14 protein-coding genes are annotated in these 23691 nt (G+C 72.4%); all 14 read right to left on the reverse strand.

Annotated features, from left to right (window positions below; translation table 11 throughout):
• Positions 1 to 80: 80 nt before the first annotated feature.
• The 14 genes from OHA72_RS53305 to OHA72_RS53370 all read right to left on the reverse strand — a co-directional run bounded on the left by OHA72_RS53305 (position 81) and on the right by OHA72_RS53370 (position 23665).
• Positions 81 to 1694, reverse strand: a complete 1614-nt coding sequence (locus tag OHA72_RS53305; protein WP_327003769.1) for a methyl-accepting chemotaxis protein — start codon at positions 1692 to 1694, stop codon at positions 81 to 83.
• 6 nt (positions 1695 to 1700) lie between these two features.
• On the reverse strand, positions 1701 to 2810 hold the full coding sequence (gene chvE / locus OHA72_RS53310) for a multiple monosaccharide ABC transporter substrate-binding protein (protein ID WP_327003770.1): 1110 nt from the start codon (positions 2808 to 2810) through the stop codon (positions 1701 to 1703).
• Positions 2811 to 3010: 200 nt separating this feature from the next.
• Positions 3011 to 4462: a glycoside hydrolase family 10 protein gene (locus tag OHA72_RS53315; RefSeq protein WP_327003771.1), complete on the reverse strand. Its 1452-nt coding sequence runs from the start codon at positions 4460 to 4462 to the stop codon at positions 3011 to 3013.
• Between the two features lie 308 nt (positions 4463 to 4770).
• Positions 4771 to 6960, reverse strand: coding sequence for an acyl-CoA dehydrogenase family protein (locus OHA72_RS53320; RefSeq protein WP_327003772.1), 2190 nt, complete (start codon positions 6958 to 6960; stop codon positions 4771 to 4773).
• A 25-nt stretch (positions 6961 to 6985) separates the two neighbouring features.
• Positions 6986 to 7747: a thioesterase II family protein gene (locus OHA72_RS53325; protein ID WP_327003773.1), complete on the reverse strand. Its 762-nt coding sequence runs from the start codon at positions 7745 to 7747 to the stop codon at positions 6986 to 6988.
• Positions 7744 to 9009, reverse strand: a complete 1266-nt coding sequence (locus OHA72_RS53330; protein WP_327003774.1) for a cytochrome P450 — start codon at positions 9007 to 9009, stop codon at positions 7744 to 7746. Before OHA72_RS53330 ends, OHA72_RS53325 begins: the two co-directional genes overlap by 4 nt.
• A gap of 102 nt (positions 9010 to 9111) precedes the next feature.
• Positions 9112 to 9828, reverse strand: coding sequence for a sulfotransferase-like domain-containing protein (locus OHA72_RS53335; protein WP_327003775.1), 717 nt, complete (start codon positions 9826 to 9828; stop codon positions 9112 to 9114).
• Positions 9828 to 10706: a lysine biosynthesis protein LysX gene (lysX, locus tag OHA72_RS53340; protein WP_327003776.1), complete on the reverse strand. Its 879-nt coding sequence runs from the start codon at positions 10704 to 10706 to the stop codon at positions 9828 to 9830. The genes OHA72_RS53335 and lysX overlap by 1 nt, the downstream gene beginning before the upstream one ends.
• A 28-nt stretch (positions 10707 to 10734) precedes the next feature.
• A complete protein-coding gene (locus OHA72_RS53345; protein ID WP_327003777.1) occupies positions 10735 to 11763 on the reverse strand; it encodes a BtrH N-terminal domain-containing protein in 1029 nt (342 codons plus the stop codon).
• Positions 11760 to 12425, reverse strand: a complete 666-nt coding sequence (locus OHA72_RS53350) for a beta-sandwich domain-containing protein (RefSeq protein ID WP_327003778.1) — start codon at positions 12423 to 12425, stop codon at positions 11760 to 11762. The genes OHA72_RS53345 and OHA72_RS53350 overlap by 4 nt, the downstream gene beginning before the upstream one ends.
• 12 nt (positions 12426 to 12437) lie before the next feature.
• On the reverse strand, positions 12438 to 13181 hold the full coding sequence (locus OHA72_RS53355; protein ID WP_327003779.1) for a 2OG-Fe dioxygenase family protein: 744 nt from the start codon (positions 13179 to 13181) through the stop codon (positions 12438 to 12440).
• Between the two features lie 266 nt (positions 13182 to 13447).
• A complete protein-coding gene (locus OHA72_RS53360) occupies positions 13448 to 18829 on the reverse strand; it encodes a type I polyketide synthase (RefSeq protein WP_327011830.1) in 5382 nt (1793 codons plus the stop codon).
• A 1-nt stretch (position 18830) separates the two neighbouring features.
• Positions 18831 to 19064 carry an MbtH family protein gene (locus tag OHA72_RS53365; RefSeq protein ID WP_327011831.1) on the reverse strand — a complete coding sequence of 78 codons (234 nt, stop codon included), beginning with the start codon at positions 19062 to 19064 and terminating at the stop codon, positions 18831 to 18833.
• 98 nt (positions 19065 to 19162) lie between these two features.
• Positions 19163 to 23665, reverse strand: a complete 4503-nt coding sequence (locus OHA72_RS53370) for a non-ribosomal peptide synthetase (RefSeq protein WP_327003780.1) — start codon at positions 23663 to 23665, stop codon at positions 19163 to 19165.
• Between the last annotated feature and the right edge of the window lie 26 nt (positions 23666 to 23691).

Below are 23691 nucleotides of genomic sequence, written 5' to 3' on the forward strand. Positions count from 1 at the left end.
GCACGACCGTTCGCACCTGGCAAGACCCGGCCAGGCGGACCAGGCCCGCCGCGGCCCCGGCGGGCGTCGGGTCGCGTGGCTCAGGTGCGGAAGTGCGTCACCATGGCCTGCAGGTCGTGAGCCATGCGGCTGAGTTCGTCGACTGCCTTCTGCGACCGGGCCACGCCCTCCGTCGTGACCTCCGCCGCGGCGGCCAGTCCGGCGATGTTCGCCGCGATGCCGCCCGCGCCGTCCGCCGCGGCGGCAATGCCGCGGTTCATCTCGTTGGTCGTGGCCGTCTGCTCCTCCACCGCGCTGGCGATCGTCGCCTGGAAGTCGTTGATGCGCGCCACCACGCTGCTGATCTCGCCGATCGCGGCGACCGCGCCGCCGGTGTCCTCCTGGATCGCCGCGACCCGCCGGGCAATGTCCTCCGTGGCGCGGGCGGTCTCCTGGGCCAGGTCCTTGACCTCGCCGGCAACGACTGCGAAGCCCTTGCCCGCGTCGCCGGCCCGGGCGGCCTCGATGGTCGCGTTCAACGCCAGCAGGTTGGTCTGCTCGGCGATGCCGGTGATGACCTTCACCACCGTCGCGATCTCGGTGGAGGAGTCACCGAGCTTGTTCATCTGCGCCGTGGTCGACTCCGCGACGTGCACCGCGTGGCCGGCAACCTTCGCCGCCTCGGCGGCGCTGTGCGAGATGTCGCGGATCGAGGCGCCCATCTCCTGCGCGCCCTGCGCGACCGTCTGGACGTTGTCCGAGACCTGTCCTGCGGACTCCGAGACGCTGCGGGCCTGGCCGGAGGCGTCATCCGCGGACGCGGCCATGGACCTGGAGGACGAGGTCAGCTCCGCGGCCGCGGCGGCGACCGCCCGCGCGGCGGAGGACACGGATGAGACCACGCCGCGCAGGCCGCCGATCGCCTCCTGCAGTGCCGAGGCCATCTGGCCCACCTCGTCGCGGGAGGAGACCCGGGGGTCCACCGTCAGATCGCCGCCGGCCATGCCCTGCAGCGCGATCCGGACCCGAGCGAGCGGGCGGGTGATCGAGATGACGACCAGGCGCGCCAGGCCGCACAGCACGACGGCGGCGACGACGACGGCGATCAACATGATCCGCTTGGCGTTCGAGCGGCTGGCGGCGGCGTCCTTCTCCGCCAGCGCCACGGTCCGGGCGAACAGGGCCCGTTCGTTGTGCAGGACCGCGGAGGTGAGGTAGTTGTCGACGCCGATCTGCTCCCACGCCAGCCGGGCCTGGGCCTGGTCCACCGACGCGCTGTCGACGAAGCGGGCGACGACGGAGCCGTAGTCGGTGTACACGTCGTTGATGCGCTGCACCGCCCCGGCGAGCTTCGACGGCAGATGCATCGCCTTGAGCTGGCCGAGCAGTTCCTCGGCCTCGGCCTGCTGGGTCTTGAGCAGAACCCCCTGCGCGGCCGGATCGGAGCGCACCACGGCCTGAAGGCCGCTTACCTTGAGCTCGCTGGCGAGGCGGTCGAGGCGCAGCACCAGCGCGCTCGCCTCGTTGAGCCGCTGCAGCCGGTCGGCGGTGCGGTCGGCGGCGCGGTCGCCTATCAGGGTGACCACGAGGCACCCGCACAGGGCGAGCAGGCTGGCGCTGATCAGCGCGGTGAGCTTGGCCCACAGCGGCAGGTCGACGAAGACCCGGGCGACCCGGTTGCCGCGGGCCGGGCGGGGAGCGGTCCGGTCGGTCATCGCGGTTCAGCCACCGATCTGGCTAGCGGTGTAGTAGCCGCCGTCGACCAGGACGCGGCGGTAGTTCGACCTGTCGACGCTGACGGGCTGCAGGAGGAAGGTCGGGACCACCTTCACGCCGTTGTCGTACTGGCTGGTGTCGTTGACCTCTGGGCTGCCGCCGGTGAGCACGGCGTTGGTCATCTGCACCGCGACCTTGGCCAGCTCCCGGGTGTCCTTGTACACGGTCTGGCTCTGCTGTCCCGCCATGATCAGTTTCACTGACTCCAGCTCGGCGTCCTGGCCCGTGACGACGGGCAGCCGGCCCCCGCGACCGGCCGCCTTGAGCGCGTCGATGATGCCGCGGCTGATGCCGTCGTACGGCGAGAGCACCGCGTCGACGTGCACCGCGGCGAGCGGCCCCGCCAGCAGGCGCTGCATGCGCTGCTTGGCAATGTCGCCGTCCCACCGCTGGGTGGTCACCTGCGTGAACGCCGTCTCGCCGCTGCGCACCACGAGCGCGCCGGAGGCCAGATACGGCTTGAGCACGCTCATCGCGCCGTTGAAGAAGAACGTCGCGTTGTTGTCGTCGGCCGAGCCGGCGAAGAGCTCGATGGTGAACGGCCCGCGTGCGCCCCGCGCAAGTCCCAGCGCCTCGGCGATGTAGCTCGCCTGCTGCACACCGACCTTGAAGTTGTCGAACGTGGCGTAGTACGCGATGTCGGGGCTGTCGCGGATGAGCCGGTCGTAGGCGAACACCGGGATGTGTGCCGCGGTGGCCTTCGCGAGCACTTCCTTGAGCGCGGTCCCATCGATGGCGGCGATGATGACTGCCTTGTCGCCGTTCTTGATCATGGCTTCGATCTGCGCCACCTGCGCCGCGATGTCGTTGTCGGCGTAGGCGAGTTCCGGGCGGTAGCCCAGCAGCTCGAACTGCTTGCGCATGTTCTCGCCATCGGCGACCCAGCGCTCGGAGGTCTTGGTCGGCATCGCGAGACCGACGGCGCCGCGGTCGGGCGGCCCGGCGACGAGCGCCTCCTGGGCGTCCCCGCCGCAGGCCGCACCGCCCAGCAGCGCCACCGCGAGAAGTACTGCGATCGCCGGCAGCCTGTGGCGCCCGGGTCTCTTGCGTGTCATCTCGCCCACCTCTCCGGAGCGCCCGATACGCGGAGATTACCAACGTTCGCCCTGAAAGGGTGGTCTTTCATGATCGCCGCGGTGACGCGATACCGCCCATGCGGCCCGGCAGCCGGCCGGCCACGACGGCACAGTGCCCGGAGCCACCGGCTCCGGGCACTGTCAGTGTCCTGGCGTGAAGGGCTGGTCCATGCCCTCGATCAGGGGCTGGTGCACGAGATGTTGCCGGGTGCCGCGTTGGTGCTCCCATTGACCAGGAAGCCAAAGGTGGTCGAGGCGTTCGCGCCGAGGGAGCCGTTGTACTCGGCGTTGCGGACGCTGACCGTGCCGCTGGTGCCGGTGTTGATGCCGTTCCAGACGTTGACGATGGTCTGCCCGCCGGCCAGCGTCAGGCGTGCGGTCCAGCCGTTGAGGGTCGCGGCGCCCTTGTTGGCCACGGTGACCTCACCCTGGAAGCCGCCGCCCCAGCTGTTGACCATGAGGAACGTCGCGGTGCAGGCGCCCGGCTGCCCGCTGACGGGCGGTGTGCTCGGCGGCGTGCTGATCGGAGTGCTCGGCGGCGTGCTGATCGGGGTGCTCGGCGGTGTGCTCGTCCCTGGCACCGTGGTGGAGGCGGCATTGAGGGCGTTGAGGACGGAGGTGTACGCCGCCTTCGGGTTGCTGTTGCGGTCGAACAGCAGCGGGTTCTCGCCGCCGCGCCAGGAGTCGCTGTCCCGCACGCCCCACGTCGTGATGCCGACGCAGCGGGGGACGTTCATGCAAGCCTGGGTCAGACCCTGGTACTGGCTGGTCGAGGCATTGGTGACGTCGGCCTCGGTCAACGCCACGTCGACCCCGAGGGCGGCGAAGCTCGACAGCGTCTGCTGGAAGTTGCCCGGCAGCGAGCTGCCACCGGTGAAGTGGGTCTGGAGACCGACGCAGTCGACCGGGACGCCGCGGGACTTGAAGTCCCTGATCATGTTGTAGACGCCCTGCGTCTTGGCATACGTCCAGTTCTCGATGTTGTAATCGTTGTAGCACAACTTCACGCCCGGGTCGGCGGCACGTGCGGCCCTGAACGCCGCCTCGATCCAGTCATTCCCGGTGGCCTGCAGGTTCGACGACCGCCGGCTGCCGTTCTCGGCGAAGGCCTCGTTGACCACGTCCCAGTAGGCAAGCTTGCCCTTGTAGTGCGCCATGACGCCGTTGATGTGCTCGATCATCGCGGTGCGCAGGCTGCTGCCGCTGAGGGTGCTCCAGAACCTCGGCTGCTGTGCGTGCCAGGCCAGGGTGTGGCCGCGGACCCGCATGCCGTGCTGGGTGGCCCAGTTGTAGATCGCGTCACCGGCCCGGAAGTCGAACTGGCCGCGGTTGGGTTCGGTCGCGTCGGGCTTCATCTCGTTGACGGCCGTCATCATGTCGAACTCGCGGTTCGCGATCGTGAGGAAGCCCGAGTCGCTGAGGCGGTCTCCCCCCATCGCGGCGCCGAAGTACCGGCCACTCCGCTCGGCGGCCGCCTTCAACGTGGTCCCGGGCGGGCCACTGAGATCGGCGTGGGCGAATGTGGTCATGGCCACCGAGGAAACGGCGACCACCACGGCGCAGACACAGCCGAGCAGCAGTCTGGTGCGACGGCCGGTACGGCGTTTCGGGCGGGCGGGAACGTCTTTCATCTGTGCGCTTCCTCCTTGATGTGCTGCCGGGTGCCGGATGGAGACGTCGCGCACGCGACTCCCGCCATGATCAAGTCCGCTGCCGCTGAACCACGAACGCGGGTCGCGCGGTCATTTCCGCGGCGACCGATCCGGTCCGCCTCCCACGCTGGCGAAGGACCCCGGCGACCGAGGGGGAAGGTATTTCGTATGATGTCTGATGTCAATATTCGTACATAGAGCTACATGGATAGCTGGGCGCACGGTTGTAAGTTCCACGCGCGATGCGGGAGCCCGCACCTGCCCGCCACCGGAAACGCGCTGGGGTGCTAGCCGGCGGTGACCGCCGCGGACCGCCACAGCTCGGCGGGGGTGCCGAGGCGCAGGGACTCGACGGAGACCTGGCGGTACGCGGTGACCGTGGTCGAGTGGGCGAGCATGCCGCGGACGCCGTGCAGCTGCAGGGCGGTGCGGCTGGCGACCTGCGCGTGCTCGGCGATCGCCGCCAGGACCGCCGCCGCGGGCACCCGCTCGTCGCGGTCGAGGTCCCACGCCGCCTTGTGCAGCACCAGCCGCCAGCCGTCGGCCTCGCCCATCAGCAGGGCCAGGCGATGGGCGACCGTCTGCCGCTCCACCAGCGGGCGGCCCGACTGGACGCGGGTGTTGACGTGCTCCCGGGCGACTTCCAGGATGCGGTCGGCGATGCCCAGCAGCAGCGCCGCCTGGCGGATCTGCGCGGCGGCGAGGGCGTGGTCCCACTGCGCCGCGGTCACCGGCAGCAGCGAAGCGGTGGCGCCGTCGAAGCGGACGCGGGTGGCCGGGGTGCCGAAGTGGTCGAAGGACTCCACGGCGCAGGTGGCGGGGTCCGGGACGACCAGGTGCCACGCGCAGGCGCCGTCGTCGCCGGTGGCGCGCACCAGGCACAGCCCGACGTTGCTGCGGGGCAGCGGCTCGGACTCGCCCCAGACGGTGCCGCCCTCGCCCCAGACGGTGCCGTCGGCCTTGACGCGCACGCCGGAGGAGCCGCGGGCGCCGGACGAGCCGGAGCCCGGACCGCCGATGAGGACGGCGTGACGCGTGCCGTCGTACAGCGACGCGAGGTCCAGCTGCCCGGTCTGCACGCCGTCGCCGCCGAGCAGGTCGAGGGCGAACGCGGTCTCGCGGTAACAGCCGAGCGGCTGCAGCGCGTACCCGAGGCGTTCGTTGACCACGATGTCGGCGGTGAGGCCCAGCGCGAGACCGCCGAGGTGCTCGGGAGCGTTGAGCGCGGGCACGCCGATCGTCGCGAGCTGCGCGGACAGGTCGCCGGTGTGGGTGAGCACCGCGTCGACCGCGTCGTGCAGGCGCTGCTGCAGCGGGTCCAGCCGCGGGCCGGGCGCACCGCCGGCACCACCGGAGGAGTACACCCGCGCGCTGGCCAGGATGTCCAGCATCACCTCGGACGCCCCGCCGGAGATGGTCACCCCGGGCGACTCGCGCAGCGCCGCCTCCAGGATGCGGTCGCCGGCGTCGGGACCGGGCGTGAGCACGTCCGGGCCGAGCGCGTCCAGCGACCACCAGGCGATCCGCTGGGCGGTCTCGCTGCAGTGCCACTTGGCGAAGGACGACTCGGCGATGTCGGCGTTGCCCTCCTGCAGGTTCTGCATGACCTGGCAGCTGAGCAGCTTGCTGGCCGCGAGTCGGGTCCGGTGGCGGGCCAGGCCGACGCGGTCGCCGTCCTCGCCGAGGCGCTCGGCGATCATGTTCAGCCAGTGCCGGCCGCGGGCGTAGTAGTCCAGGCCGGTGCGTTCCGCGGCGAACATCTGGGTGATCAGTGACCAGCCGGCACCGGCCGGGCCGAACACCGCGTCGTCGCCGACGCGCACGTCGGTGAACCAGATGTCGTGGAACTGCTCGTTGGCCATGCTCGGGATGGGGCGGATGACCACGCCGGGCGTGTCCAGCGGGACCAGGAACAGGGTGATGCCCTCGTAGACGCTGGCCTGCGGGTCGGTGCGCACCGCGATGAGCGCGAAGTCGGCGTAGGCGCTCTTGAGGTTGTACGTCTTGCGCCCGTTGATGACCCAGCCGTCGCCGTCGCGGACCGCGGTCGTGGTGAGCGCGGCGAGGTCGGAGCCGTTGGTCGGCTCGGTGAACAGGATGCAGGCGGTGGTCTCCGCGCTCGCCATCGCCGGCAGCAGGGTCGCGCGCTGCGACTCGTTGCCCGACGCCAGGATCAGTGAGCCGACGTTCTGCACCGAGATGCAGTACAGGTTCTGCGGGATCCCGTGGGAGACGAGCTGTTCGAGCAGCGTCACGGTCGCCGTGTAGTCAAGGCCCCTGCCGCCGTACCCGACCGGCCACGAGGGCGCGAGGATGCCGGCGGCGCCGAGGTGCCGGTACAGCGGGCGGACGTCGCCGTCCATGCCGTCGCGCCGAGCGTGGACGTCCTGCAGCAGCCGCGCCGTCTCCGGCGAGCGCAGCACCTCGTCGACCTCGGCGGCGAAGTCGGCGGTCTCCTGTGGCACATCGAAGTCCATGCTCAGGCTCCTTTGAAGATACGGCTCAGACGCCCCGGACGGCGGCGTTGATGCCCCGCACGACCTCGGCGTGGTGCTCGGTGAGGAAGAAGTGCCCGCCCGGCAGCACCGACAGCTCGAACGGCCCGGACGTCTCGTCGCCCCACGGGACCATCGCCTCCGGCGGCACCCCCGGGTCGCTGTCGCCGCACCACGCGGTGACCGGGCACGACAGCCGCGGCCCCGGCCGCCGCCGGTAGTTCTCGATCATCGCGAAGTCCGCCCGGATCATCGGCATGAGCAGGTCCAACAGGTCCTCGTGCTCGAAGACCGCGTCGTCCGCGGCGCCGTAGTCGCGCAGCATCCGCAGGAACTCGTCCCGGGGCAGGTCGCTGACCGGCGTGCGGGGCCGCACGATCGGCGGCGCGGGGCGGCCGGTCACGAACAGGTGCCGGGCGGGGCGGCCCAGTGCGCCGAGCCGCCGGCCGACCTCGAACGCGAGGATCGCGCCCATGCTGTGGCCGAACAGCACCACCTCGGTGGGCTCGTCGGCGATCACCTCGGCGAGCTCGTCGGCCAGGCCGCACAGGTCGGTGGCCGGCGTCTCGGTCATCCGTGCGCCGCGGCCCGGCAGCTGCACCGGCACCAGCTCGACCCGGCCGCTGAAGTACTTCTCCCAGGCGGCGTAGTAGGTGGCGGAGCCGCCCGCGAACGGGAAGCAGTAGAGGCTGTGGGTCGCGGTGACGGACTGGAACCGGCGGTCGAACCATGCCCGGGCGTCACTGCGGTACGTCGGCGGGCTGCTCACCGGGCCGCCACCACCGTCTTGCGCGGCGTGAAGCGCACCGGGAGGCTCTTGTACCCCGGCACGAAGTGCGACGCGACGTGCTGCACCTCGCCGGCGATCTCGACGCGCTCCACCATGTCCAGCATCTCTTCGATAAAGATCTGCAGGGTCACCTTCGCCATGCCGGCGCCGATGCAGTAGTGCGGCCCGATGCCGAACGCCACGTGCCGGTTCGGCCGGCGGGTGAGGTCGAACGTGTAGGGGTCCTCGAAGACCCGCTCGTCGCGGTTGGCGGAGCCGAGCCAGGCGCTGACCGGCTCGCCGGCCTTGATGGTCTGCCCCTGCAGCTCCACGTCCTGGATGGCGTAGCGCATGAGCGCGGTGACCGGCGACGCCCAGCGCAGCACCTCGGCGAGCGCGACCTGGATGTTCTCCGGGTGCTGCCGCAGCTGCTCGAACTGGTCGGGGTGCGCGGCCATCTGCGAGAAGAGGGTGCACAGCGTGTGCGGCGTGGTCACGTTGGCGCCGATGAGCAGCACGTAGCCGTTGACCATCGCCTGCAGCTCGGTCATCGGGCCTTCGGAGAGGTCCATCTGGCGCATGACGCCGATCGCGTCGGGGTGCTCGTCGTCGCGGGTGCGCAGCGCGAACTGCTCCTTGAACGCCTCGAACACCTGGTGCCGGGCCTGGCGGACGGTCGCCTGCGCGCCGCCGGCGGAGTAGGACGGGTCGTCGTAGGCGATCATCATCATCACCAGGTGCATCAGCCGCTCCCAGGACTCCGGGGGCAGGCCCATGAGCGTGCCGGTGATCGACATCGCGAACATCATCGTGTCGTGGGCGATGTCGTAGACGTCGGCGTCCAGCGCCCGCTGGATCGCGTCGCGGGCCAGCCCGCGGATCAGCTCGTCGTGCGTGGCGACCAGCGTCGGGGCGAAGGCGTGGTTGAGCGGCTCGCGCAGCTCGCGGTGGCGCGGCGGGTCGGTGTCGGCGAGCATGTCGTCGGTCGCGATGTCGGGCGTGTTCAGGTCGAGCACGCTGAGGATCGTGCCGCGCCGGGAGGAGAACTCCGTGTGGGTGCGCAGGACCCGGCTGACGTCCTCGTGCCGGGTCACGACCCAGAACTGTTCCCGCCCGCCGCCCGGATCCGCCTTGTACACCGGGGCGACGTCGCGCAGGTGCGCCCACAGCGCGTGCATGTCCGTCGTGGCGTGGAACGCGGAGTTGAGCAGATCAGGGTCGTCGAACTGCACCGGACAGAACGGCGGCGTTGAGATAATCATCAACCATGCCTCTCGATATCGCCTGTGCCATGTCGTATATGTCGAGTGTTGACTAAGGCAACAGTAACCGCGGTGCCTACGGGCGGCAACCCGGAGACCGCCTCACGAGATCCGGATACGTCGATCCCACAGCCGCTCGTAGAACGGCAGATGATGCTCGTAGAAGCTGCGCAGCAAGGGATCTGTCTCGATCGTGCGGTCGTAGGCGCGCTCCTGGCGCTGCACCGTCGAGCTGGTGCTGACGTCGGTGTGCCAGCGCGCGGACTGGCGCCATTCGGACCGCTCCCCCGGCTGCCAGTGCAGTATGTCGTCACGGAACGGCAGACCCACCGCGGTACAGTATGCACGCACCGTCTGCGCCGGCCGGTCGACGAAGTCATCGGAGTCGACGACCACCGGCTCACCACCGGCGTCGAGCACCGCCTGGTGGATCCTGGAGAGGTACTCGACGCCGACCTCGCGCAGGGCCATGTCCGGCTTGATCGCCGCGTACGACGGGATGATCTCCCGCGGGTGCCGCAGCAGGAACGCGTGCCGCCCGCCCTTCAGGAAGTCCTGGCGGTCGAACACGGCGTCGTACTCGCAGTCGGTGGTGTCCTTGAAGAACACCGTGCGCTGCTCGGCGAGCCCGAGCAGGACGTCGACGAGGTCGCCGGGCGAGGTCACCGCGCGGTCGCCGACCTGGGTGGTGCCGTCGTTGGCGATGTTGCAGAACGGCTCGTGGAACGGCAGCAGGTCGTTGCGCTCCAGCATCATCCGGAAGAACACCGTGGACCGGGAGCGCGGCGCGCTCCACAGCGCGAGCAGCGGGTGTCCCATCACTGATCCCTGCCTTCCAGACGCTCCAGCGACGCGACGGCCCAGTCGACGATGTGTCCCGCGACGTCCACGCCGGTCGCGTCGATCGCGCCGTGGAACTCCGGGGTGTGGTTGACCTCGTTGGCGAACATCCGCTCCTGCTGGTCGATCAGGATGTCGACGCCGAGGAAGCCACCCCCGACGGCGCCGGCCGCCGCCACCGCGAGCTCGTTGAGCTCCGCGGTGATCGGGCACGGGGTGGGTGCGCCACCGATCGCGGTGTTCGTCCGCCAGTCGTCGACCGCGTTCTTGTAGATGGCGCACACCACCTCGCCGCCGGCGACGTAGGACTTGATGTCCCGTCCCGGCTTGTCGATGTGCTCCTGCAGGTAGAACACGTGCTGCTGCGGGTTCGGCAGCGCGGCGCGGTGCTCCAGCACGGTGCGGCCCTGCTCCTCGTCGTGGACCCGCGCCGTCAGGTGCCCCCACGAGCCGGTCACCGGCTTCACGACCACCGGATAGCCGAGCTTGGGCATGGCTTCCAACGCGGCAGGTGTACCCCACGCGACGCCCGCCTGTGGGATCGGCAGGCCCGCGTTGTGGAACGCCAGGGCCGTGCGCAGCTTGTCGCCGCAGGTGTCCAGCACCTCGGGCCGGTTGAGCGTGGGGACGCCGAGCGCGGCGAGGGTCGAGGCGACCGACGCGGCGCGGCTGTGGCTGACCTCGCGCATGAGCGCCGCGCGGTACGGCGGGCGGCCGTCGGCGAGCAGCACCGTCAGCTTCCGCGGGTCGACGTGCTCGTGGCGCAGCCCGCGCCGCTGCAACGTCTGCAGGATCAGTCGCTCCTCCCGGCGGACCCGGGAGGCGACCACGGCAATCGGCATGTCGGTTCTGTCCACGATGGCCCTTCTCGTTGCCGGCGGCGGTTCACGCCTGCCGGGACACGGCGTCCGCGGCGAGGTCGAGCTGTTCGAGCGCGACCTCGAGGCGGCGGATGAGTTCGGCACTGTGCGCGCGCAGCTCGTCGGCGCGGTGCCGCTGCCAGACCCGCGAGTGCGCGCCGGTCATGCGCACGCCGGTCCAGCCGTGCGCGACGGCGTCGACGCGGGCGGCGGCCTCCGCCAGCTCGGGGATCCTCCACCGCAGGCCCTGTCCGCGCAGGAACTCCGCGTGCAGCCCGGCCTGGGCCTGGATGTTCCAGCTGATCACGTAGAGCTCGCTCAGCGCCGCGTCGGCAGCCTCCGTGCCGGGCTCCGGCGCGCACAGCCCGCCGAGGTACCGGCGAAGGCCCTCGACCCCGGTCTCGGTGCCGGCCGGCGACGCGGCCCGGTACCGGGCGACGTTGTCCCGGATCACCCGGGCGAGCCAGGCCGGGCCGGTCTCCGGGACGGCGCCGCGCATGCGGGCGTGCAGCCAGCGCCGGTCGCTGGGGCTGGAGCTGAAGAACACGTCGGCGTCGTGCGCCGGGTTCGCCGAGTCCCAGCTGCGCAGGAAGTCCGCGATCGGGATCGGGCCCTGGAACGCCGGCGGCTGGGCGTCGGACACGTACACGTCGGTGTCGGTGATGCGGTACACCACCACCAGGTGCGCGGCGTGCACGTCGTGGAAGGCGGGCCGGAACGGCAGGTGGAAGTTGTCCACCGCGGCGATCGGCAGCACCCCCGCGGCGAGGGCGTCGCGCAGCTCGTCCAGCACGTCGCCGGGTCCGTCGCTGCGGTGCCAGGTCGACTCGAACGGGTGGTACAGCGCCAGCCGCTTGGCGAGGGAGTCCGGCTCGGCGAGGTAGTAGTACTCCTCGGTGGTCCAGGCGCCCGCGCGGCGGCGGAACTCCCACGGCGCACCCAGGACGGTGACCGGGTCGTGGCCGTCGTGCAGCAGCACGGTCGCCAGCGTCCCGTGCAGGCAGCTGCCCAGGTCGCGCGTCCAGAGCTGGACCTGCGGTGCGGTCTCGATCATGCCGGCGCGCCGTCCGCGAGGCGCACGTCGATGCCGGTCACCAGCGTGATGGCGAAGACGTGCAGGGCCACCAGCCGCGGCAGCCGCAGGGCCCGCGCCCGCCCGCGGCGGGGCATCCCGACCCGGGCCAGCCACATCGTGGTCGGCAGGTTCTCCTGGACGTGGTGCGGGTAGTGCATCTGCGCGGTCCGGAACGCCGGCAGCTCACCGAACGCCGGCGTGCCGTCCAGGAAGTCCGAGACCCCGACCCGCAGCGGATCGGCGTGCCCGTCCTCGTAGTGCACCCACAGCGTGTCCTCGCTGCGGCGCTCCGAGGCGGCCAGCAGGTAGATCCAGTCGTAGCGGCCGGACGGGATGTCGATGACCTGCCCCTCGGACCGGACGTTGTCGCCGGCGGTGTGCGCGTTCGGCCACACGAAGGGGATGCCGGCGATCTCGATCACCGCGCCGGGCTCCGGCAGCTCCCGCGACGGGAACGAGTTGCCCCAGGCGTTCAACCGGCCCGTGTCGAGGTCGTCGACGCCGGTCGTCGCGCGGTTGTTGAGCAGGTCGTCGATGCCGATGAGGCAGAAGTCCGGGTGTGCCGTCGTGCCGGGCAGCCGCTGCACGAGGCGGTCGTACGCCTCGGAGGTGAGCAGCGGATGGTCTGAAACCTGGCTCATGGAACCCTCCAATCACTGCAGCGAGCTGTGCGTGCGCCCCGCCACCTCGGCGAGGTCCGGCACGGTGTTGAAGTCGACGATCATGGTGTCGCGCCAGCCGCAGTCGCACTGTTCCTCGGTGCGGATCTCGCTGACGGCGTGCTCCATCGTCGTGTCGGACAGCGCCAGCGCCTCCAGGGGCTCGGTCATGGTGACCTGGTGCTGCGGCTGCTCCTCGCCGCGCCGGAAGACCCGGCTCTCACCCCCGACGCAGCGGTGCCGGTCGATCAGGTGGATCACCACGTACTCGTGGCCGTCGGAGTGCCGGCCCTCGGGCGCGGGCTCCGAGGCGTCCTCGGCGTCGGCGATCACCCGGATGAAGTGGATGCCGAGCTCCCAGTCGCGCTTGCCCGCCGCCTCGTTGACGATGCCGACGGACTCGCGCAGGATCTGGCTGAACCGCGGGCTGGCCAGGGCGTCGTCCGTCAGCGGCTCGAAGACGCGCAGCTGGTCGCCGAACGCGCGGTTGATCTGCTTGCTCTGGAAGAACTCGGTACCCACCAGCGGCTCGAGCGTGCCGTCGCGGTGCGCGAGCACCCTGCCGTAGCGCCGGTTGCGGCGGCACCGCGCGTCGCCGAGGTAGGCGTCAGGGACCAGGTCGTCCCACGCCGACGCGAACCGTTGCCATTCGCGTCCTTCGGTCGGCAGCGGCAGGCGGCCGTGCGCCCAGCCGTTCTGCGCGACGTCGCCGGCGCGGAGGTCTTCGGAGTTGTCCATCAGTGGCTTCCCCTCGATGGTTCAACGTGAACGGGTGCCTCGGGGCACAGACCCCACAGTCATTACCGGGAATCATATCGTGGACTCTGCAACGCGTCCTGTCGACTGTGCGCCGTCAGCGTCGCTTGATGGCCCTTTCAGCAGCTCAAGCCCATGTTGAAGTATATGTAGAGTCTTGGAATACGACGGGCCCGGGACGAGTGGGTCACACCGTCCCGGGCCCGGGTGGACCGGGGTTTCGAGATCATCTCCACCCCGGTCCGGTCTCAGGCGGCGGCCACCGGGGCTTCTTCGCGCCGGACCTGCGGCACCTGCCGGGTCAGGTCCGCTCCGCCGTCCGCCTGCGGCGCACCGGCCGGCTCAGCGCCGGCCTCGGCCTCGGCCCCGGTCTCGTCCTGCGCGCCGCCCAGTTCGCCGGCGAGGAATCCGGCGAGCGCACGCACCGTCGGGTTGCTCCACAGGATCGTCGGCGGCAGGTCCACCGCGAAGCAGCGGTGCAGCCGCACCCGCAGCGCCACGGTGAGCACCGAGTCGACGCCCAGCTCCAGCAGCGGCCGGTCGATCGCGATGTCCTCCGGTGCGAGGTTGAGCTCGGCGGCCACCTGCTGGTGCGTCTCGTCGAGGACCTTCTCCTCCAGCTGGTCCGCCGGCACGGCCGACCAGTCCACCGCTCCGTCGCCGTCGCTCTGCGCGTCGGCGTCGGTGACCGACAGGTGCGAGAACACCGGCAGCGTGTGGCCCGGCATCACCCGCATCACCGCGGCGTACGGCAGGCCGTACCGGTCCGCGTAGCTCCAGCTGCGCAGCGCCTCGGTGACGGTGATGCCGCCCAGGCCGCGGGACTCGGCCTCCAGGATCGTGGCCTTGCCCGTGGTCTCGCCCATGCCGCGGCCGATCCACTGCGCCCACGCGAAGCTGGTCGCGCCGGCCTCGCCGCCGGCCCGCCGCAGCGCGGCGAGGGCGTCCAGGAACGAGTTCGCCGAGGCGTAGCTGACCTGGCCGGTGAGCCGGGCGTACTGGCCGCAGGAGGAGAACATTGTGAAGAAGTCCAGCGTGCCGGCCGGGTACAGCCGGTGCAGGACCATCGCGCCGTCGGCCTTCGGCCCCATCGTGGTGTCGATGTTCGCCGCGCCGGTCTTCTCCACCAGCGCGTCGGACACCACGCCGGCGCAGTGCACGATGCCGCGGATGGGCGGCATGTCCAGCGCACCGGGGTCCAGCGCCCGGGCCGTCGCCTCGGCGTCGGCGATGTCCAGCCGCAGCACCCGGACCGTGGCACCGGCCGCCTCCAGGGCGACCACCTCGGCCACCTGCGCCGCGACGGCCGGGTCGTCGATCCGGCCCCACTCCGAGCGGGGCGGCAGCCCCCGCCGGCCGACCAGGACGAGCCTGCGGGCGCCCTGTTCGACCAGGTACCGCGCCGCCTCCAGGCCCAGCGCGCCGAGACCACCGGTGACCAGGTAGGTCCCGTCCGGGCGGCAGGTCGCCGCGTCGTCACGCTCGGCGGGCCGCTCGACCCGCTGCAGCCGGGCCGCGAACAGCCCCTCCGACGTCGCGGACAGCACGTCCTCGTTGGGCGGCAGCGCACCGATCACCCCGGCGACGGACGCGAGGTCCTGGTCGCCGGCCACGTCGATCGTGCCGCCCCACAGGTCGGGGCGCTCCCCGGCGACGATCCGGCCGGCGCCCCACAGCGGGGCGTGCGCCAGCGCGGCCTCGGTGTCGCCGTCGCGGACCCCCTTGGTGAGCACCCAGACCGTGGGCCTGCGCTGCTCGTCGGGGATCTCGGCGATGCGCTGCACCGCGTCGACGAGGGCCTTGGCGTTGCGGCGGGCGGCCCGCTCGGGCGCCTCGTCGGGCAGCAGCGCCGGCGGCGCGACGATCACCACGTCACCGGCGGCCAGGGTGCCGTCGCCGATCGCGGCCGCGTCGAGTGCCGAGCGGGCCTCGATGCCCTGCGCGGCGAGGGCCTCGACGAGCTCGGGACCGCCGTCCGGCTGACCCACCAGGAGGGCCTGCCGCGGCGCGGGCGCGTCGTCGCGCACCGTGACCCGCTCCCAGGCCAGCTCCTGCACCAGGTCGCGCGGGCCGACCGCGCCGGAGCCGATGTCCTGCACCTGCACGTAGCGCAGACCGCGCGCCTCGCACACGACCTCGCCGCTGTCGTTCGCCACGACCATGTTGATGGTGTCCGGCGTGCGCGGGTCGAAGGTGGTGTGCACGTGGATGCGGGCCGGCGGCGCGCCACGGTAGGACAGCGACTCCAGGTGCGAGCACGTCCGCAGCACCGAGGAGTCCTCGGTCATCACCCGTACGCCGCTGACGGTCAGCGCGGCGTCGACGACCGCGGTCCAGCTGGACGGGTGCCGCTTCGGCGTGTGGTCGACCTGGACCGTGGTGATCTGCTCGTCGTCGCCGCGCAGCAGCTCCTGCACCTCCCACGGGAACGTGTAGCCGTCCACGCCCATGCCCCGGAAGATGTCGTCGACCTTCGTCCAGCTCCACGACTCCGGGCAGCGGGCGCGAATGGTGTCCACGTCCTCCATCGGGGTGGCCCCGACGACCGGCTCCGGCACGACGGTCGCGGTGGTGTGGGTCAGCCACTCGTTGTCGTGGACGCCGCCGCTGCCCTCCTCGCGCTTGATCCGGCTGGCGAGGCGGACCTTGTCCTGCTCCATCACCAACTGCACCACGCGGGTCGGGTGCGCGGCCAGGGGGATGCGGAACACGATGTCGCGCAGCCCGTACCGCACGTCGCCCTCACTGGCGTCGGCGGCGGCGCCGATGAACGAGTTGAGCACCACCGAGGCGGGCACGGTCTCGACCCCGACGACCTTGTGCGACTGGGCGTAGGGCCGGTTGGACATGTCCAGCTCGGTCTGCCAGACCCGCTGCACCGGTGCGCTGGCCACGGTGGTGTACCCGCCGACCAGCGTGTGCGCCTCCGGGTCGTGGCCGCGGCCGGCGCCCTGCTCGGCCGGCGTGTCCGGGAAGATCCAGAACGGCCGGTGCTGCCAGCGCACCGCCGGCACGTCGACCAGCTCACCGGGGTACGACCAGGTCACCGGCGTGCCGAGACAGTGCAGCTTCGCCAGGTTGAACACCGCGGTGCGCTGCTCCGGCTCGTCGCGACGCAGGGTGATCGCGACCTGCGCGTCGGCGATCCCGGCGTCCAGCGCGGTCTCGGTGATCGAGTGCGCCACCACGGGGTGCGAGGAGACCTCCAGGAACACCCGGTTGCCGTCGTCGAGCGCGGCGCGGACGGCCTGGTTGAAGCGCACCGGCTCGGCCAGGTTCGTGGCCCAGTACTCGCCCTCGCGGGCCGCGCCGGAGCGCGGGTCCGTCTGCGCGGTGCTGTACAGCGTCACCCGCGGGTCGCGGGCGTGCAGCGCGCCGGCGGCCTGCCGGACCGCGTCGAGGACCGCACCCCGCACGTGCGGGCTGTGGAACGCCACGTCGGTGTTGACCTTCCGGGCCTTGATGCCCTCGGTCTCGAACCCGGCGACGGCGGCCTCGACCGCGTCGATGTCACCGGAGATCACGGTGGACAGCGGGCTCGCGGCGATCGCGGCGACGACGCCGTCACGCCCGGCCAGCTTCCGCTCGACCTCGTCGAACGCCATCGGCACCATCGCCATCGCGCCACGCCCGGCGACCTGCTCCAGGGCCCGGGCCCGCCGGCAGGCGAACCTGGCCGCGTCGGCGCGGTCGAGGCTGCCGGCGACGACCGCCGCGGCGATCTCACCGACCGAGTGCCCGATGACGGCGCCCGGGCGCAGCCCCAGCTCGGTCCACACCTCGGCGAGCGCGACCTGCATCGCATACGTCATCGCCTGGGTACGGGCCACCGTCCACGGCCCGCCCGCGTCGATCGCCTCGCGCGGGGTCCAGCCCAGCTCCTCGGCGAAGACCGGGCCCAGCTCGTCGATCACCCGGGCGAACACCGGCTCGGTCCGCAGCAGCTCCTGGCCCATCCCGGACCACTGGGCGCCGTGCCCGGAGAACACCCAGACGGGTCCCTCCGCGGCGGACTCGCCGAACGTGCGGGCCGCGCCCATGGCGACGGCCGGCGAGTGCTCCCCGGCGACCAGCGCGTCGAGACCCGCCAGCAGCTCGTCACGGTCGCCGGCGACCACGCCGGCGCGGTGCGCCAGGTGGGAGCGGCGCTCGGTCAGTGTGTGGGCGAGGGAGCCCAGGTCGGCGTCGGGATGCTCACGCACCCACTCGGCGACGGCGCCCGCGAGGTCGCGGACACCCTGACCGGCGGCCGCCGACACCGGGAACACCCACGGGCGGACGGTGTCCGTGCGGGTGACCGCATCGGTCTGGTGCGCCGGGGGCTCCTGGAGGATCGCGTGCGCGATCGAGCCGCCCACGCCGTAGCTGGAGACGCCGGCACGCATGCCGTGCTCGCCCTCCGGCCACGGGGTCGGCTCCTCGACCAGGCGGATCTTGCTGGACTCCAGGCCCAGCTCGGGGTTGACCTCCTCGTGCGGGCTCGGCGGCAGTTCGCCGTGCCGCATGCCGAGCAGCACCTTGATGACGCCGGCGATGCCGGAGGCGGCCTCGACGTGGCCCACGTTCGGCTTGAGCGTGCCGAGCAGCAGCGGGTCGTCGCTGTCGCGGTTGGGCCCGAAGACGCTGCCGATGGCCCGTGCCTCGGCGGTGTCACCGAGCTGGGTGCCGGTGCCGTGCGCCTCGACGTACTGCACCGTGTTCGGGTCGATCCCGGCCCGCTGGTACACCTCCTCCAGCATCCGCTGCTGCGCCTCGCTGTTCGGCGCCATCATCCCGTCGGAGCGGCCGTCCTGGAACACGCCGCTGCCCATGACGAGCCCGTAGACCGGGTCGTCGTCGCGGACCGCGTCGGAGAGGCGCTTGAGGATGACGACGCCGCCGCCCTCACCGCGGCCGTAGCCGTCGGCGGCCTTGTCGAACGCCTTGCTGCGCCCGTCCGGCGACGTCGCGGACGCGGCGTCCAGCGCTACGACGAGCGCCGGCGAGGACATGATGTTGATGCCGCCGACGATCGCCACGCTGGTCTCACCGCTGCGCAGGGCCTGGCACGCCACGTGCAGGGCGGTCAGGGAGCCGGCGCAGGCGGTGTCGACCGCCATGCTCGGGCCGTGCGCGTCCAGGAAGTAGGAGATGCGGTTGGCGATGCCGTAGAACGTGGTGCCGTTGACGGCCCAGGCGCCGGTGCGGTCCAGGTCCTCCAGGAGGCGGCGGCCGTAGTCGTTGGTGTTCGCGGCCACGTAGACACCGGCGTCGGTGCCCGCAAGCGAGGTCGGGGGCAGCCCGGCGTCGCACAGCGCCTCCCACGCCATCTCCAGCATGATGCGCTGCTGCGGGTCGATGTACTCGGCCTCGCGCGGCGTGATCTGGAAGAACTCCGCGTCGAATCCCTCGATGTCCTGCATGAACGAGCCCTTGCGGGTCGTCTGGCGCAGGATCGCGCGGGTCTTCGGGTCGGCCTCGTAGGGGTCCCAGCGCCGGGCGGGCATCTCGCCCACGGCGCTGCGGCCGGCCCGCAGGAACTCCCACAGCTGGCCGGGGGTGTCGAGGTCAGGGGCGAACCGGCAGCTCATGCCGATCACCGCGAGCGGCTCTTCGGTCGCGTCCGGGGTCCTCTGCGGCGTGTGCACCATCTCAGCCAACGTGCACACCCCCTTCGACGACGCCGGCGTGGCGCAGGCTCAACGGCCGCAGGTCGGTCCACACCTCGGCGATGTGCGCCAGGCAGGCGTCCTTCGGGCCCTCGAAAGCTCCGGCGCCCTCTGCGGCCCAGCCGTCCGGGACGTCCTGCCCGGCGGGCCAGATCGAGTACTGGTCCTCGTGGTTACGCACCACGAGATACGTGCGCTCGTCCGTGCTCACTGTCACTCCCATCGTTTCGGTTCCGTCCTTCTCGGCCGTGCAGGGGCAAGGGCTGGACATCCTCCCGGTCCGTTCCCGTCGTGGTCGTGGTCGCCGCCGACGGGTCAATCGCCGTCGAGCGTCCGGATGTACCCGGTCAGCTGGGCCGGCGTGTGCAGCGCCCGCGTCCGCAGGAGATCGCCCAGGTCGCCCTCGTCGGGGACGGCGAACCGGCGCAGGGTGCGGGGGGCGGCGGCGGACGGGTCCGCCGCCAGCTGGGCCGCGACGTGGCCGGCGATACCGGCCACCCAGACCCGGCCCGGGTCGAGCTCGCCGACCCGCGAGTACCACTCGCGGTCCGGGTGCGGGCGCAGCCGGTGCCCGGCGGCGCGGATCGCCTCCACCAGGTCCTGGGTCCCACCGATCACCGCCGGAACGGCGTCCACGTAGCGGGTGCCGGGCCGGGTGTGGCCCCGGTCCGCGAGCAGGATCGTCCGGGCCGCGGCGTCGGCGGGCAGGGCCTGGAAGAGCTCGTTGCCTTCCAGCGCGAAGCTCTCCGGGAAGGACCCGGTGTCGATCATCGCCCGGGACCAGCTCCACACCGCGTCCGCGGCGTTGATCTGGAAGCGCCGCTGGTCGCCGAAGACGCTCGGGATCCGCACCACGACGGCGGGCACGTCCAGCTCCTCGGCGAGGTCGAGGTACAGCTCGGCGACCGCCTTGGACCGCACATAACCGTTGGCCGCGGCCGGCAGGGCCCGCAGCGGGCCGGGCGACACGGTGTCGCCGGTGGGGTCGAAGACGGAGCTGGTCGACACCACGGTCAGCGCGCAGCGGCGGCCGGCGGCGGCGAGCTCCAGCAGCCCCGCCATGCTGTGCGTGTTGGCGGCGGCCAGCTGCTCGTACGGGTAGACGTGGTTGACCCACGCGGCGGCGTGCACGATCCGCCCGGCCCCGGTCGCCAGCCGGTCGTGGTCCACTGTGGACAGCCCGAGGCGCGGCGCGGCGATGTCGCCGTCGACCAGCTCCAGGCGGTCCGCGTGCTCCTCGCGCCACAGGCCGAGGTCGCTCATCCCGGCGACGAGGTCGTCGCGCCGGCCGGTCCCGCCGCGCACCAGGCACACCACGCGGGCGCCGCTCGCGAGCAGCTCCGCGAGCACGAACCGGCCGACGAAGCCGGTGGCACCGGTGAGCAGCACCGTGTCGCGGTCAGCGTCCTCGCGCGGGCCGGGCCGTGGGATCCCGGCGACCCGCTCGGCCACCTCGGCGCGCACGGCGTCGATCTCGTCGGCCGGCGCGGCACCCGCGGGCTCGCCGACCTCGTCGACGGCGTCGGCGAGGGGCTGCAGCTGCGGGTTGGAGAACAGGGTCTCCATCGGCACCTCGACGCCGAGCGCCGTGCGGATGCGGGCGACCATGTGCATCACCATCAGCGAGTGGCCGCCGAGCTCGAAGAAGTTGTCCTCGCCGCCGACCTCGGGCACGCCGAGCAGGTCGGTCCAGATCGCGGCGAGCGCGACCGCGGTGTCGCCGTGCGGCGCCTCGCCACGCGGCCCGGACGCGGCGGCCTTGTCGCGGCGGCCGGCGAGGGCCTTGCGGTCGAGCTTGCCGTTGCGGGTCAGCGGGAGCTCGTCGAGCACGGTCACCGACGCCGGCACCATCCACTCCGGCAGGGTGCGCAGCAGCGCCCGGCGGATGCCGGTGCCGGTGGGCTGCGCGTCCCCGGCGGGCACCGCGTAGCCGGCGAGGGTGGCGGCGCCGACCCGGTCGCGTTCGAGGACCACGGCGGCCCGGGCGACGTCGTCCAGCGCCGACAGCGCCGCCTGCACCTCGCCGAGCTCGATCCGATGGCCGCGCACCTTCACCTGGTCGTCGCCGCGGCCCAGGTACACCAGTTCGCCGTCGGCGCGGCGCACGGCGAGGTCGCCGCTGCGGTACATCCTGGCGCCGCGACGCCCCGCGAACGGGTCGGGCAGCATCCGCTGCGCGGTCAGCGCCGGGTTGGCGACGTAGCCGTGGCTCACGCCGTCGCCGCCGACGAAGATCTCGCCGGGGACGCCGGTGCCGACCGGGTGCAGAGACGCGTCCAACAGGTACAGCGACAGGTCCGGCAGCGGCGGCCCGATCAGCGACGCGGTCTCGGACAGGTCGTCCTCCCGGACGGGCCGGACGGTGACGTGCACGGTGGTCTCGGTGATCCCGTACATGTTGATGAGCTCCGGCTGCCGGTCGCCGTGTGCCCGCACCCAGGGGCGCAGCGCGGCGAGGTTGAGCGCCTCACCGCCGAACACGACGTAGCGCAGCGCCTGCGGCTCGGAGCGCTCCAGCAGCGCGGCGCTCACCTGGCCGAACGCGGACGGCGTCTGGCTCAGCACGGTGACCCGTTCGCTCAGCACGAGCTCGGCGAACACGTCGGGGGCCCGGGTGGCCCACTGCGGCACGATCAGCAGGCGGCCGCCGTGCAGCAGCGCGCCCCACAGCTCCCACACGGAGAAGTCGAAGGCGTACGAGTGGAACAGCGTCCACACGTCGTCGGGGCCGAACCGCATGTGCTCGTCGCAGGCGGCGAGGAGCCGCAGCACGTGGCGGTGCGCGACGAGCACGCCCTTGGGCTTGCCGGTGGAGCCGGAGGTGTAGATGACGTAGGCGGGCGCGTCCGGGGACACATCCACGGCGGCCGCTGCGGGCGCGGCACCGGACCAGGCCGGGTCCTGCCAGTCCAGCACGAGGGTCTGCGGGCCGCCGTCGGCGCCGAGCGCGGGCGCCTTCGCGGTGGCCGGGGTCGCGAGGACGGTGTGCACCCGGCACTCGGCGAACTGGTCGGCGGTGCGGTCCGCCGGGTTCTCCGGGTCGATCGGCAGGTACGCCGCGCCGGCCTGCAGCACCCCGAGAATGGCGGCGGGCAGGTCCACGCCGCGGTCGAGCACCAGCCCGACGATGCTGCCGGGCCCCTCGCCCCGCTGCTGCAGGGCGGCGGCGATCCGCCCCGCCCGTGCGGACAGCTCGGCGTAGGTGAGCTGCTCCCGGTCGTCGGAGACGGCGACGGCGTCGGCGTGCCGGGCGGCCCGCGCGGCGAACGCGGCGTGCAGCGTCGCCTCGAAGCCACCGGCGCCGGCCAGGCCGCGGGCGGGGATGACGGCGGGCTCGTCCTCGCCGAGCATCGCCAGGTCGGCGACCGGGACGTCCGGGTCGGCCAGGCCGGCGCGCAGCAGCGTCTCCAGCCACCCGGCCCAGCGGGCGACGGTCGCGGCGTCGAGCAGCTCGTCGTCGAAGGGCAGGTAGCCCACGACCTCGTCGCCCTCGCACCACAGCTCGGCCATCAGGTCGTAGTGGGTCGCGCCGCCCTCCAGCTCGAAGAAGCCGATCTCCAGGCCGGGCATCCTGGGCGGGGTGGGCGCGCCGTCGCGCAGCGAGAACGAGGTCTGGAAGATGGGCGTCACGCCCGGCTGCCGGGACGGCTGCAGCTCGCGGACCAGCATGTCGAACGGGATGTCCTGGTGGCCCATCGCGTCGGCCAGGGCGGACCCGGTGCGGCGCACCAGGGTGTGCAGGTCGGGCCGGTCACCGACCCGCACGTGGATCGGCAGCCAGTTGAGGAAGTAGCCGATCATCCGCTGCGTCTCCGCCTGCGGCCGGCCGGCCACCGGTACGCCGACGACGAGGGAATCGGCGCGCACCAGCCGGGACAGCAGCGCGACGTAACCGGCCAGGAACGCGCCGAGCAGCGTGGTGTCGTGCTTGCTGGCCAGGTCGCGCAGCCCGGCGACCAGGTCGGCGCCGAAGCGCACGTGGTGGAACCGGCCCTGGCTGCCGCGGATCGCCGGCCTGGGCCGGTCGGTGGGCAGGTCGAGGGCGTCCGGCGCGCCGTCGAGGCGCTCCCGCCAGTGCTCCAGGATGCGCTGCGTCGTCGCACCGTCCACAGTGGAGCGCTGCCACCCGGCGAAGTCCGGGTAGTGCACGTCCAGCGGCGCCAGCTCGACCGGCACGCCGAGCTCGTTGGCGTACAGGCGGCCGAGGTCGTCCAGCAGGATCCCCAGCGACCAGTTGTCGGACACGATGTGGTGCTGGACCAGCGCCAGCAGGTGCGTGCGCTCCCCGACGTGGTACAGCGTGCAGCGCACCAGCGGTCCTTCGGTCAGGTCGAAGTCCTCGGTGACCAGCTCCGACGCGAGGTGCCGGGCCGTGCCGACGGGGTCGGCCTCCGCGCGGCAGTCGACCCGGTCCAGCGGGATCGTCATGCGGTCCAGAACCAGCTGGTAGGGCTTGCCGTCGCGTTGGCGGAAGACCGTGCGCAGCGCCTCGTGGCGCAGCGCGAGCCGCTGCAGCGCCCGCTCCAGCGCGCCGGCGTCCAGGTCGCCGTCGATGCGCAGCGCGACCGGCACGTGGAAGATCTCGCGCCGGGTCAGCAGCTCGTACATGAACCACAGCCGCTCCTGCTCGAAGGAGCAGGGTGCCTCCGGCGCGTCTCCGGCGCGGCGGATGATCCCGAGGTCGGTGCCCTTGCGGGCCAGCATCCGCTCCACCAGCCGGCGCTTGTCAGGGCTCAGCCCGGCCAGCCGCGACCGCAGCGCGGCGAGGTCCTGCGGGGCGGCGCCCGCCCGGGTCTGCAGCTCGGTCGGCTGATCCATGACTGGGAACTCCTTGTTCGTCGAGG

This window comes from Dactylosporangium sp. NBC_01737, assembly GCF_035963215.1.
Classification (GTDB): domain Bacteria; phylum Actinomycetota; class Actinomycetes; order Mycobacteriales; family Micromonosporaceae; genus Dactylosporangium.

Coding starts and splice junctions, on each gene's coding strand:
- OHA72_RS53305 (WP_327003769.1), bottom strand. CDS start 1,694: ATGACCGACCGGACCGCTCCCCGCCCGGCCCGCGGCAACCGGGTCGCC.
- chvE (WP_327003770.1), bottom strand. CDS start 2,810: ATGACACGCAAGAGACCCGGGCGCCACAGGCTGCCGGCGATCGCAGTA.
- OHA72_RS53315 (WP_327003771.1), bottom strand. CDS start 4,462: ATGAAAGACGTTCCCGCCCGCCCGAAACGCCGTACCGGCCGTCGCACC.
- OHA72_RS53320 (WP_327003772.1), bottom strand. CDS start 6,960: ATGGACTTCGATGTGCCACAGGAGACCGCCGACTTCGCCGCCGAGGTC.
- OHA72_RS53330 (WP_327003774.1), bottom strand. CDS start 9,009: ATGATTATCTCAACGCCGCCGTTCTGTCCGGTGCAGTTCGACGACCCT.
- OHA72_RS53335 (WP_327003775.1), bottom strand. CDS start 9,828: ATGGGACACCCGCTGCTCGCGCTGTGGAGCGCGCCGCGCTCCCGGTCC.
- OHA72_RS53345 (WP_327003777.1), bottom strand. CDS start 11,763: ATGATCGAGACCGCACCGCAGGTCCAGCTCTGGACGCGCGACCTGGGC.
- OHA72_RS53350 (WP_327003778.1), bottom strand. CDS start 12,425: ATGAGCCAGGTTTCAGACCATCCGCTGCTCACCTCCGAGGCGTACGAC.
- OHA72_RS53355 (WP_327003779.1), bottom strand. CDS start 13,181: ATGGACAACTCCGAAGACCTCCGCGCCGGCGACGTCGCGCAGAACGGC.
- OHA72_RS53360 (WP_327011830.1), bottom strand. CDS start 18,829: ATGGTGCACACGCCGCAGAGGACCCCGGACGCGACCGAAGAGCCGCTC.
- OHA72_RS53370 (WP_327003780.1), bottom strand. CDS start 23,665: ATGGATCAGCCGACCGAGCTGCAGACCCGGGCGGGCGCCGCCCCGCAG.